General features: G+C 56.8%; 10 protein-coding genes. 3 read left to right on the top strand and 7 right to left on the bottom strand.

Annotation, left to right across the window (positions count from 1 at the left end):
* Positions 1–63: 63 nt before the first annotated feature.
* Positions 64–1,179, bottom strand: a complete 1,116-nt coding sequence (locus tag FPL19_RS13000; protein WP_150912980.1) for a porin — start codon at positions 1,177–1,179, stop codon at positions 64–66.
* A gap of 437 nt (positions 1,180–1,616) precedes the next feature.
* Between FPL19_RS13000 and FPL19_RS12995 the strand changes: the two genes are divergently transcribed.
* Positions 1,617–3,335 carry an ABC transporter substrate-binding protein gene (locus FPL19_RS12995; RefSeq protein WP_404802833.1) on the top strand — a complete coding sequence of 573 codons (1,719 nt, stop codon included), beginning with the start codon at positions 1,617–1,619 and terminating at the stop codon, positions 3,333–3,335.
* Between the two features lie 24 nt (positions 3,336–3,359).
* On the opposite strand, the gene FPL19_RS12990 is transcribed toward FPL19_RS12995, so the two are convergent.
* The 3 genes from FPL19_RS12990 to edd are packed head-to-tail and all read right to left on the bottom strand — an operon-like array spanning position 3,360 to position 6,754.
* Positions 3,360–3,938: a uracil-DNA glycosylase family protein gene (locus FPL19_RS12990; RefSeq protein WP_225314415.1), complete on the bottom strand. Its 579-nt coding sequence runs from the start codon at positions 3,936–3,938 to the stop codon at positions 3,360–3,362.
* Between the two features lie 27 nt (positions 3,939–3,965).
* The gene (locus FPL19_RS12985) at positions 3,966–4,937 is read right to left on the bottom strand and encodes a glucokinase (protein ID WP_150912977.1); all 972 of its coding nucleotides are present in this window, start codon (positions 4,935–4,937) and stop codon (positions 3,966–3,968) included.
* Positions 4,934–6,754: a phosphogluconate dehydratase gene (edd, locus tag FPL19_RS12980; protein ID WP_150912976.1), complete on the bottom strand. Its 1,821-nt coding sequence runs from the start codon at positions 6,752–6,754 to the stop codon at positions 4,934–4,936. Before edd ends, FPL19_RS12985 begins: the two co-directional genes overlap by 4 nt.
* Before the next feature lie 169 nt (positions 6,755–6,923).
* Here edd and gap point away from each other — a divergent pair, with 169 nt between their 5' ends.
* Both gap and pyk read left to right on the top strand, forming a co-directional pair.
* Entirely contained in the window at positions 6,924–7,928 is a 1,005-nt protein-coding gene (gap, locus tag FPL19_RS12975) for a type I glyceraldehyde-3-phosphate dehydrogenase (RefSeq protein ID WP_150912975.1), read from the top strand.
* Positions 7,929–7,962: 34 nt separating this feature from the next.
* Positions 7,963–9,411 (top strand): pyruvate kinase, encoded by a 1,449-nt coding sequence (pyk, locus tag FPL19_RS12970; RefSeq protein ID WP_150912974.1) that lies wholly within the window; start codon positions 7,963–7,965, stop codon positions 9,409–9,411.
* Positions 9,412–9,521: 110 nt separating this feature from the next.
* Here the strand turns inward: pyk and FPL19_RS12965 are convergent, their stop codons facing one another.
* Genes FPL19_RS12965 through zwf form a run of 3 tightly spaced genes read right to left on the bottom strand, consistent with a single transcriptional unit; the run spans position 9,522 to position 12,351 of the window.
* Complete coding sequence (locus FPL19_RS12965; RefSeq protein ID WP_150912973.1) at positions 9,522–10,169, bottom strand: bifunctional 4-hydroxy-2-oxoglutarate aldolase/2-dehydro-3-deoxy-phosphogluconate aldolase; 648 nt, start codon at positions 10,167–10,169, stop codon at positions 9,522–9,524.
* Positions 10,170–10,889 carry a 6-phosphogluconolactonase gene (gene pgl / locus FPL19_RS12960; protein ID WP_150912972.1) on the bottom strand — a complete coding sequence of 240 codons (720 nt, stop codon included), beginning with the start codon at positions 10,887–10,889 and terminating at the stop codon, positions 10,170–10,172. It lies immediately after the preceding gene.
* Entirely contained in the window at positions 10,876–12,351 is a 1,476-nt protein-coding gene (gene zwf / locus FPL19_RS12955) for a glucose-6-phosphate dehydrogenase (RefSeq protein WP_150912971.1), read from the bottom strand. The genes pgl and zwf overlap by 14 nt, the downstream gene beginning before the upstream one ends.
* Between the last annotated feature and the right edge of the window lie 193 nt (positions 12,352–12,544).

Below are 12,544 nucleotides of genomic sequence, written 5' to 3'. Positions count from 1 at the left end.
AATTCAGGCCATAAAAAAGCCGGACACCTTTCGGTATCCGGCCTTCTTTGGAGGAGATGGTTCTCAGAAAGTGAACTGGGAACCTACAATAAAGGCATCGTATTCACCCTGGCCACCTGCCGTTCCCAGACTGGTGACTTCTGCCATCAACGTCAGGGCATCGGTTGCACGATAGCGAGCAAAGATCATGGTCAGATCCGTGTCGGCGCTGTCGGGAGTGAAATCGTCCTCGCCCTCACCGTAACTTACGCCCAGAGTAGTCTTGTTGATGTCATAGGTTGTCTCAACGTACCACTGGCTGGCATCTTCCTCGTTCGGATCCAGGCGGGCGGCGAAAACCGCATTGCCGGTACCGGAGGTCATGGAGTAATTACCCCGGACATTCAGATCGCCCACCGATACCGAGCCACCGAAATCGATGCCCGACATGGTGTAATCGTCAAAAGTGCCGGCACTTGAATCAACATCCTGGGTAAACGCACTGGACCAGAGCGAAAACATGTCGGTGCTATAAACCAGATTACCCTCGATACGTGGTGTTGTGTATTCAGCATCCACGCCATCAAGCTTGGATGGGCTGAACAAGCCAACCTTGAACGTCAGGCCGCCCAGGTTGTTCGAGGTGTACATCACACGAGGATTGAAGTTGGCGTAGAAATAGCCATTACCGATACGCCCGGCGGTCGCAGCAACCTGATCCGGACCACCAATCAGGCCAACACCCAGACCACTGCCGTTATCGCCGATCGCTGGAACACCAAAGATGCCGAAGCCCTTACCGATATTGACCGTACCAAAATCACCGGCAACGGCAATCTCGGAAACCCGGCTGCGGAAATTGGCCTCGGCATCACCGGGCGCGAAATCCGCATTCATCTGGAAGTGACCAGACACCTGCACACCATTCTGCATTGGCGCATAGATATTGGTTTGCAGGGTCGCAGGGTTGAAGCCTGTCGTTATCGTGAAGGAGTCTTCGTTCCTGGGCTCGTCATAGCTACCCAGAACCGCAAATACCGGAATGTGTCCGTTGAATCCGACCTTCCAGCCACTGTCTGACTCGAACGCCGTTTCCGCAGAGGCAGGTGCGACAAATGCACCTGCAACCACTGCAATGCCAGCAGCCAGCGCAGACAGCTTGAAAGTTTTTGCGTTCGAATGGTTGTTGTTTTCGATCATGTTAGCTTCCTGTTTTTGTTTGAGATTTTTCGGTCAGTCAGCAACCTTTGTGGTTATAAATCCATTTTAATCAGTATTTTCAGTAATTTACTTACCTTTCTGTTTGCTGACAGACACTGTGATCCCGAACATTGATTGCGGCACTGGACCGATTATGTTTTCGAGACAACACAAATTTAGCGCGGAAAGAACTTTTAGGAAAGTTTTAGAACATATTTTTTTCGAAATTATTTCGACGCGGAGGCTGAATTCTCCCAAAAAACTACTTATATATCTGTTTTATAACGATTAAACAGAGTTACAAAATAGCTCAATGATTTTCGTTGACGAACCACAACGCGAACATTACGCTCATAGATGTAGTTAAAACAACAAACAACTAACAAAAAAAAAGGTGTCGTATGAAACATTGGCCGATTACCGCTGCACTGATAGGTTTGCTCAACTTTGCGTCAGCCAGTCATGGATCAGACACGTTTAACGCGCTGCCGGAGGCGCGCAAAGAAGTCATCAACCGGTGGATTTCAGAACGCTTTCAGTCGTCCACTCTTTCAAGAGAACAGCAGGCGGAGGAGCTGGCCTGGTTTGCTCGGGCGGCAGAGCCGTTGGAGGGTCTGGAAATTTCCGTATTGTCGGAAAACCTGACAACACACCGCTACGAGTCCGAAGTGCTTGCGCGGGCATTTTCGGAAATTACCGGCATCAAAGTGACCCATGATCTCAAGCCGGAAGGCGAGGTGATCCGCCAGGTCAACCTTCAAAGAATCATGGCCGTCAAGGGTCGCTACGATGCGTTCGTGAATGACTCAGATCTGATCGGCACCCACTCCCGTACCGGCTGGGCCCTATCAATAAGCGACTACATGGAAGGCGAGGGTCGCGAGTTCACCCTGCCCACGCTGGAACTGGACGACTTCATTGGCCTGAGCTTCGTAACCGGCCCGGAGGGCAAAATTTACCAGCTGCCCGATCAGCAGTTTGCCAACCTTTACTGGTTTCGTTATGACTGGTTTCAGCGCCCGGAATTGCGGGCCAAGTTCCTGGAGCGCTACGGCTATGAACTGGGCGTACCACTGAACTGGTCTGCCTACGAAGACATTGCCGAATTCTTCTCTGTGCATGTAAAGGAAATCGATGGGGAGCGGATTTACGGCCATATGGACTATGGCAAACGTGATCCCTCCCTGGGCTGGCGTTTCACCGATGCCTGGTTCTCTATGGCAGGCGCCGGCGATCCTGGTCTACCCAACGGGCTGCCAGTGGACGAATGGGGCATTCGCATGGAGGGCTGCACGCCAGTGGGCTCTTCGGTTGAGCGAGGAGGCGCCACGAACGGCCCGGCGGCGGTCTACGCGCTGCAGAAGTACATCGACTGGCTGAAAAAATACGCTCCGCCGGAAGCGGCCGGGATGAACTTCTCAGAGGCAGGCCCCGTGCCCGCTCAGGGACGGATTGCCCAGCAGATCTTCTGGTATACCGCATTTACATCAGACATGGTCAGGCCGGAACTACCGGTGGTAAATGAGGATGGCACGCCAAAATGGCGGATGGCCCCCTCCCCTCACGGTGCTTACTGGTCCGAGGGCATGAAGCTCGGCTACCAGGATGTGGGGGCCTGGACCATTCCCCGTGTTATGGGCGAGCGCCAACAGAAAGCGGCGTGGCTCTATGCCCAGTTCACCGTCTCCCGCACCGTTTCGCTGGAAAAAACCCTGATCGGGCTGACCCCGATCCGTGAGTCTGACCTGAACTCGCCGGAGATGCAGGCGAAAAGCGCAGAACTGGGCGGCCTGGTAGAGTTCTATCGCAGTCCGGCCCGGGAAAACTGGACCCCTACCGGCGTCAATGTGGCCGACTACCCCAAACTGGCAAAACTCTGGTGGCCCAATATCGCCGACGCCATGTCCGGTGAGCGCACGCCCCAGCAGGCCCTGGACAAACTCGCCGAAAGCCAGGACAGGGCCATGAAGATCATCGAGAAGAACTTTCTGGTGAATAACTGCCCACCGCGCATCACCCCGGACGAGGAAGCGAAAGGACGTGACTGGTGGCTGGCACAGCCGGGCGCTCCCAAGGCGAAACTGCAGAACGAAAAGCCCCGCGGGCAGACTATTCGCTATGAAGATCTGCTCGCGCAGTGGGAAGCAACCCGGTGACCCGGCAGACAGTGGCTCCCGTGCTCAGTGCCCGAGTATATTCCCCACGCGCTGCTGCAATCTTGGAACAATCTCCTGTTCGAACCAGGGGTTGCGACGTAACCAGAGATTGTTCCTTGGGCTTGGGTGTGGCAAGGGCAACATGGAGGGCCACACTTGCTGCCAGCGCCGGACGCGCTCGGTCACAGACGCTTTCGGCCCCGGCAGGTGCCAGGCGTGGGCATACTGACCGATGACCAGGGTCAGCTCCAGATTGTGCAGCCTTTCCAGCAACAGATCCCGCCAGGCCGGCGCACATTCCGGCCTTGGCGGCAGATCGCCCGACTTCCCGGTGCCCGGATAACAGAACCCCATCGGCAGAATGGCCAGCTGCTCTTCGTCATAAAAGGTCTCACGACCGATCCCCATCCATTCCCGCAGACGATCACCACTTGGATCATTAAACGGCAGGCCGGTTTCGTGCACACGGCGACCGGGGGCCTGACCCACTACCAGAATTCTGGCAGACTGGGAAATCTGGATGACTGGTCGCGGCCCCAGCGGCAGGTGCGCTTCACAGATACGGCAACGGCGTACAGCAGCTACCAGGTCGTCAAACGGCATTCGGGAATAATCCGTGCTCATTTGTGCCTAACCCCGAACTTCAGGGTTGATCAGCGCCTCTGCAGCGCCCAACAGACCCGTGTAATCTTCCGTTACGACATAAACCGGTGTTGCCTCAAGCAAAGACCGCATCCTGCCTTTGTCCTCGAAGCCTTTCTGGAAGGGACTGTCAAGGAAGAAGTCGATAAAACGTGGAAGCATGCCGCCGCATAGATAGACACCACCGTTGCCACCCAGAGTGAGCACCGCGTTACCCGCGACCCGGCCGAGAATTTCGCAGAAATGCTGAAGGCTGTGCCGGGCCAGTACGTCAGAATGGTCCAGCGCTGCCGCCGTAATTTTTTCCGGTGCATCCAGCGGCGCTGCCACATCCTGTATCTCGGCATGGGCCTGATAAAGGTTCAGCAGGCCCTGGCCGCAGAGAATACGCTCCACCGATACACGACCAAACCGGGCCTTGAGAATCCGCAGCACTGCCATTTCGATCTCGTCCGTGGGTGCAAAATCCACATGCCCGCCTTCCGTCATCAGCGGAACCCAGCCATTGCGCAATGGCACCAGGCCGGACACTCCCAGACCGGTACCCGGACCGATAACCAGCCGTGGCTGGCTGGTATTGCCCGGCCCGCCGCAGACGTGAATCAGCTTGTCGGCAGCGACATGGGGAACCCCCAGAGCCATGGCGGTGAAGTCATTGATCACTTTGAAAGCGCCCCAACCGAACTGGCGACGCACCTCCTCGCTGTCAAAACGCCAGTGGTTGTTGGTCATCCTCACCTGAGTGCCGGACACAGGGGACGCTACTGCCAGGCAAACCTCCTGCACCTCTGCCACACGGGACCGCTGAAGGTAGTCTCTAATGGCGGAGTCCAGGTTGTCATAATCCCTGCAGGGCAGAACCTCAATCGCTTCCGGCGTTATCTCACCGGACCGGACCAGGGCAAACCGGGCATTCGTGCCGCCGATATCCCCGACCAGTGAATAGTTTTCTTTGGTCATGCGTCATGATTCCAGAAAAAACTGGCGCCTTCTTCCGCGGTGCTGGCAGCCTTACGCATCCATCCGAAAAGCTCCCGACCCAGACCGTGACGGTTGGCACTCAGATCCGGCTTTCCAACAGGCCGCTGGGCAAGCTCTCCTGCCGAAACATCCACCTCAAGCACCCCCTTAACCGCATCCAGAGTGATCAAGTCACCGCTCTTCACCCTGGACAGTGGGCCATCATTGGCCGCTTCGGGGTAGACGTGGATGGCCGCAGGCACCTTGCCGGAGGCCCCGGACATACGGCCGTCCGTAACCAGACCCACTTTGAAACCACGATCCTGCAGCACGCCCAGATACGGGGTCAACTTGTGCAACTCCGGCATGCCGTTGGCTTTGGGGCCCTGGAAGCGAACCACCACAACGCAGTCCCGGTCCAGATCACCGGCCTCGAATGCGGCTTTCAGCTCGTTCTGATCGTCAAAAACAACCGCCGGTGCTTTTACCGTGCGATGTTCCTCGGCGACGGCAGACACCTTGATGACACCCCGGCCAAGGTTGCCATCCAGAACCCGCAGGCCGCCATCCGGGGCGAACGGCGCTTTCGCAGTACTCAGCACCTCCGGCCAGGCACTCTCTTTGACAGCCGGCTTCCAGACAAGCTTATCGCCGTCCATCTCTGGCATTTGCGCATATCGCTCGAGACCGTAGCCGACAACTGTTTCTACATCATTGTGAAGCAGGCCGGCATCCAGCAGTTCGCGGATCAGAAAAGGCGTACCGCCAGCTTCGTGGAACGCATTGATGTCTTCCTGACCATTGGGATAAATACGGGTCATGGAGGGCACCACCGAAGAAAGTTCGGAATAGTCATTCCAGTCGATAATGATTCCCGCCGCCCTTGCGATGGCGATCCAGTGAATGGTGTGGTTGGTTGAGCCGCCGGTGACCAGCAAAGCAACCAGCGCATTCACGATGCTCTTTTCATCCACCATATTACCAAGGCCAAGCTGACCGCCGTGGGGCTTCGAAAGCCGGATAACCTGCTCGGTTGCGGCGCGAGTCAGGGCATCCCGCAGCGGAGTGCCCGGATTCACAAAAGCCGATCCCGGCAGATGCAGCCCCATCACTTCCACCAGCAGCTGGTTGCTGTTGGCCGTGCCATAAAAAGTGCAGGTACCCGGGCTGTGGTAAGACTGCGATTCCGCCTCCAGCAGCTCCTCCTTGCCAACCTTTCCCTCCGCATACAGTTGGCGAATACGCTGCTTTTCCTTGTTAGGTAGCCCGGAGGGCATGGGGCCCGCCGGTACCAGCACCGTTGGCAGGTAACCGAAACTGAGGGAACCGATCAGCAGGCCCGGTACAATTTTGTCACAAATGCCGAGCAACAACGTGGCATCAAACATGTTGTGGCTCAGTGCCACCGACGTACTCATGGCGATAGTATCCCGGGAGAACAGGCTCAGCTCCATTCCCGGCTGGCCCTGGGTCACACCATCACACATGGCCGGCGTACCGCCGGCAAACTGGGCCACCGACCCCATGCCATTGGCCGCCGCCCGGATGACGTCCGGGAAGTCCTTGTAGGGCTGGTGGGCCGACAGCATGTCGTTATAAGCCGACACAATGGCCACGTTGGCCTTGTTCATGAACTTGAGCGTGTCCTTGTCGGACTGGTTACAGGCGGCGAAACCGTGCGCCAGGTTGCCGCATGAAAGCGAGCTGCGATGCGGCGATTGCGCCTTCAGCGCTTCCATTCGCTGCAGATAATCCTGCCGGGAGCCGCGGCTGCGCTCAATGATGCGGAGGGTAACCGCGTCTATGGTGGGGTGCATAGTGGGTCTCCTGAAATGTCGTTATAAAGATACTTTTTAATTCCCGTAAGTTTACTGTCTTTTTTTGACTATTTCACTTGGCCAGCATTCATTTTTCCGGATTTTGTTGTTATATTTACTACATAAACGAACCAAACGAACAATAAACAACCAGATTTGGAGCCCGATCATGACTATTCGTATCGCAATTAACGGCTTCGGACGCATTGGCCGCAATGTTCTCCGCGCACTTTATGAAAATGACTACCGCGACCAGGTCCAGGTGGTTGCCATCAACGACCTTGGCGATGCAGAAACCAACGCTCACCTGCTGAAGTACGACAGTGTGCACGGCCGCTTCAGTGGCAGTGTAAACCACGACTCCGAGTCGCTCTCGGTCAACGGCGACCGTATTGCCATTACCGCCATCCGCAATCCGGAAGAGCTACCCTGGAAAGACTATCACGTGGATGTGGTGTTCGAATGCACGGGCCTGTTCACTTCTCGAGGCAAGGCTGAAGGTCACCTCAAGGCCGGCGCCCGCAAGGTGATCATCTCGGCGCCCTCCCCGGACGCGGACGCCATGGTGGTTTTCGGAGTCAACGAAAACATCCTGACGGCCGAACACAACATCATCTCCAACGCGTCCTGCACCACCAACTGCCTGGCGCCGGTCGTTCAGGCGCTGCATGAGAAGATTGGCATTGAGAGCGGACTGATGACCACGATCCACTCTTACACCAACGACCAGAATCTCAGTGACGTCTATCACAAGGACCTCTACCGCGCGCGCTCAGCGACACAATCCATGATTCCGACCAAAACCGGCGCTGCGGCCGCCATTGGCAAGGTGATCCCGGAACTGGCGGGAAAATTTGACGGACTGGCCGTCAGAGTCCCTACTATTAACGTTTCGCTGGTGGATTTCGGCTTTATTGCCAGCCGTGACACCACGGTCGAAGAAATCAACGAAGTACTCAGGGCCGCCGCCGAAAAGAGCCCGGTACTGGGCTACAACGATGAGAAGCTGGTCAGCGTGGATTTCAATCACAACGCTCTGTCCAGCATCTTCGACGCCAACCACACACGGGCCATGGGTCGTCATGCAAAAGTCATGGCCTGGTACGATAATGAGTGGGGCTTTTCCAACCGGATGCTGGATAATGCCATTGCCCTGATGAAAAAGGCGAACTGATATCACCACTAAAAAACAAAAGGAAACCGCAACCATGCTCAGGCGTACCAAGATCGTCGCCACACTAGGCCCCGCCACCGATTCGCCGGAATCACTGTCGGCCATTATCGCCGCCGGTGTGGACGTAACCCGGCTGAACTTTTCTCACGGCAGCGCGGAAGATCACATGGAACGCGCCCGTCGGGTACGGGAAAGCGCAAAGGCCAACGGCCGATTCGTCGCCCTGCTGGCCGACCTGCAGGGCCCAAAGCTGCGCATCGCCCGTTTTGCTGACAACAAAGTTACCCTGAAAGCCGGCCAGCAGTTCGTTCTGGACGCAGCCATGGACAAGGAAGCCGGCAATGACGAACGGGTGGGCATTGACTATGAGCAGCTCATCCAGGACGTCAAACCGGGGGATATCCTGGTGCTGGACGATGGCCGAATCGAGATGGAAGTGGAGTCCGTAGACGATACCAGCATTTCCTCCCGCGTTTTGATTGGTGGCCCGCTGTCCAACAACAAGGGTTTGAACAAGCGCGGCGGCGGCCTGTCTGCGGAGGCTCTGACCGAGAAAGATAAACAGGACATTGTCACCGCCGCCAAACTGGGTGCGGATTACGTGGCCGTATCCTTTGTCCGTACCGCTGAAGACATGCATGTGGCCCGCCGCCTGCTGAAAGATGCCGGCTCGGAAGCGCGTCTGGTGGCCAAGATTGAACGCGCCGAACTGGCCCACGATAACGCTGCTCTGGATGCGGTGATTGAAGCATCAGACGCGGTGATGGTGGCCCGGGGCGACTTGGCGGTGGAAATCGGCGATGCCGAGCTGGTGGGCGTTCAGAAGCACATCATCAATCGTGCCCGCGCCCTCAACACGGTCGTCATCACCGCCACCCAGATGATGGAATCGATGATCGAGAATCCAATGCCGACACGGGCCGAGGTGTCGGATGTGGCCAACGCGGTGATGGACTACACCGATGCGGTAATGCTGTCTGCGGAAACTGCGGTGGGTGATTACCCCACGGAAGCGGTCCAGGCAATGGTGCGGATCTGCATCGGCGCCGAGAAGCAGCCGTCGATGCATCAGTCAAAGCATCGCATCCATGAAAGCATGGAGCATGTGGACGAAGCCATTGCCCTGTCCGCCATGTATGCGGCAAACCACCTGCAGGGTGTTACGTCGATCATCTGCATGTCGGAAACCGGCGCCACGCCTTTGCTGATGTCCCGCATCAAGTCCAGCCTGCCGATTTTCACCTTCTCCCGTCACCATTCCACGCAACATCGGGTCACCATGTTCCGTGGCGTGCAGACGGTTCCGTTTGACTCGGAAGCGATCGAGCCCGGCGAAACCAATGCACGCGCAGTGGATGAGCTGGTCAGGATGGGCGTGGTGAAAGATGGTGACCTGGTGGTGATCACCAAGGGCGATTACGTGAATGCCCAGGGCGGCACCAACACCATGAAGATTGTTCGGGTTGGGGCGGATATTCGCTGAACTCTGCCTTCTATTTAACTTGGGAGTTTCGCCTCCGGTAGCCTGCAGGTTTGGTGCCTGGAGGCTGCGAGGTAGGGCGCCCCTAAAATCTCAGGCTACAGACCGAGAAATCATAGGTCAGCCAAGCTCCCCCTAACAATCTCCGAAATCTGATCCCAGTCACCCGCAGCAACCAGATCTCCCGGCGTCAGCCAGGTACCGCCAACCGCCGCGACATTATCAAGGGCCAGGTAGTCTTTAGCCGTATTACGCCGGATTCCACCGGTCGGGCAGAAGGTCACGTCCGGAAATGGGCCAGCGAGGGCTTTCAGAGCAGGAATACCGCCAGCGACCTCAGCCGGGAAAAACTTGAATTCACGGTAGCCGAGGTTGTGGCCGATCATCAGTTCGGAAATGGTCGAGATTCCCGGCAGTAGGGATGCTTCAGAAGTCACGCCGAATTCCAGAATGGCCTCGGTGACGCCAGGCGTGATTACAAACTGGGCACCAGCTGATTCCACCTGACGATACTGGGCGATGCTGGTTACCGTACCTGCCCCCACCCAGGCCTCAGGTATCGCCTTCCTGATCTGCTCAATGGCCTTGAGGCCATGGGGCGTGCGCAAAGTGATCTCCAGAACACGAATACCGCCATCCACCAACGCCCGGCAAAGTGGCAAAGCGTCATCCGGATGATTAATGGTTATTACCGGTACCAGGGGCGACGCGGCAAGAACGTCGCGGACGCGGTTGCGATGGTAATCCGACAGCTGATGCATTCAGGCGCTCCAGTAGATCTGCAGGCCGGGTTTGAGAAAAGCGCGCACTGGCATTTCCCGGACCTCTTCCAAATCGCTGCAGGCAGCCTGCAGCGTCTCAAGCTTGTCATCACCTTTCAGATGCAGCGCGGTGAATCCGGCCTGCTTCAGAGCACTGAGCGTAAGGCTGATCCGCTTCTCCTTTTGGGACGGAGGCGTCATGGGCGCGACAATCTCTCCAGAATCCGGGTCCATGGCGCGGTCAAGCTCCGGCGCATCGGGAAACAGCGACGCGGTATGGCCATCATTGCCCATACCCAGCACCAACACGTCCAGGGGCAGGTGCAGATCACCCAGGTTTGCTTTCACCGCCTCCAGCCCATCGGCCGGCGTTTCCCCGGATGCCTTGAGCGGCAGGTAATTCGCTTCCGCCGCCGGGCCCTGTAACAGGCTCTCCTTCACCAGACGGGTGTTGCTGGCTTTGTCGTCCTCCGGCACCCAGCGCTCATCGGCCAGAAGCACGTCGATTCTGGGCCAGTCCAGTGTCTTGTCACGCAGGGCCTCGAAGAACGGCACTGGTGTGGAGCCACCCGAGACCACCAGACTGGCTCGAGGGGCGATCAACAAGCGCTCGGAAAGATGCCGGGCAACCGCATCCGCCAGGGCTACTGCGGCTTCATCAGGGCTGTTGAAAAAATGCGGCTCTACCGTCTCCGGCAGATGCAGATCATGCGTCCTCATACCAGCTCCTTCCGTCCCGGGTGATCATGGCGATGGAGGCTACCGGGCCCCAGGTACCGGCGGCATAGCGTTTCGGCGGCTGGCCACTGTCATCCCAATTGCGCATGATCTGGTCGACCCACTGCCAGGCATGCTCCACTTCGTCGCGGCGCACGAACAGATACTGGTTGCCCTTCATGACCTCCCACAGCAGGCGCTCATAGGCGTCGGGGATGCGATCCGTTTCAAAGGTCTCGGAAAAAGTCAGCTCGAGCGGCCCTTGCCGCAGACGCATGCCTTTGTCCAGACCCTGGTCTTTGGTCAGAATCTGCAGCGACATGCCTTCATCAGGCTGCAAACGGATGATCAGTTTGTTGTTGGCGAGGTGTTTCTGATCCGAGTCGAAAATGTAATGTGGCGCCGGCTTGAAGTGGATGATGATCTGGGACAGCTTCTCCGGAAGCCGCTTGCCGGTTCGGATATAAAACGGCACTCCGGACCAGCGCCAGTTGTCGATCTCGACTTTCAGGGCCACAAAGGTTTCCGTCTTGCTGCCGCGGGCAGCGCCTTCCTCCTCCAGGTAACCTGGTACGGGCTTACCCACGCTGGTACCGGCAGTGTACTGCCCACGAACCACGTGGGTTTCCATCATATCCGGCGTCACCCGGCGAAGGGCTTTCAGAACCTTCACTTTTTCGTTGCGGATGCTGTCTGCCGACAGGTCGGACGGCGGATCCATAGCGATCAGGCAGAGCAGCTGAAGCAGGTGGTTCTGAACCATATCGCGCACCTGACCGGCCTTGTCGAAATACCCCCAGCGACCTTCGATACCCACGCTTTCCGCCACTGAGATCTCCACATGGGAAATGTGGTTCTGGTCCCACTGGGAGGCAAACAGGTTGTTGGCAAATCGCAGGGCGATCAGGTTCTGCACGGTTTCCTTGCCCAGGTAGTGATCAATCCGGAAAAGCTGATTCTCGTTGTATACCTCTCCCAGCTCGTCATTGATCACCTTGGAGGATTCCAGGTCGTGGCCTATCGGTTTTTCCACAACAACGCGGGTATTGTGATCACAGCAGCCGTTGCTTCGCAGGTTACGGGCAATCTCACCGTACATGGCCGGAAGCGTCGCCATGTAAACAATCAGATGGCTGGGCTCAGCGCTGCGCCAGGCGTTCAGTTTCCTGAAGCCCTCTGAATCGGTAAAGTCGAGGCACTGATAATCAACACGCTGTAACAGCTGGTCAGCCATTGCTGGATCAAATTCTTCCTGCTTTACGTGGCTCTGAAGCTGCTGACGCAAAAGGTCCCGAACCTCTTCCGTATCAGAGTCGCGCCTGGCAATAGCCAGAATCCGGCTTTGTCTATGCAACAATCCGGCTCGTTCAAGCTGGTAGAGTGCGGGAAAAAGCTTACGCTGAGCAAGGTCGCCGAGCGCGCCAAACATCATCAGATCACAGCGGGTTTCATTCAGATCTGCCATCTAGTCACAATCTCCCTGACTCCGGGCCACAGGTATACGGGTTACCGATTCTGGACCCAGGACAGTTCCAGGTAGTAGTTTTATAAAAATAATGACAGTAAACGCCGGGCATTCCAAGTATTTACCCAGATTAATGATAGGTTTACTACCCCACAAGGGAAACAAACGCGCTATAATCCGTACAATTTTAATT

Origin of the sequence: Marinobacter halotolerans, assembly GCF_008795985.1 — a bacterium.
GTDB classification, from domain to species: domain Bacteria; phylum Pseudomonadota; class Gammaproteobacteria; order Pseudomonadales; family Oleiphilaceae; genus Marinobacter; species Marinobacter halotolerans.
This window is presented reverse-complemented; position numbering and strand designations above follow the sequence as displayed.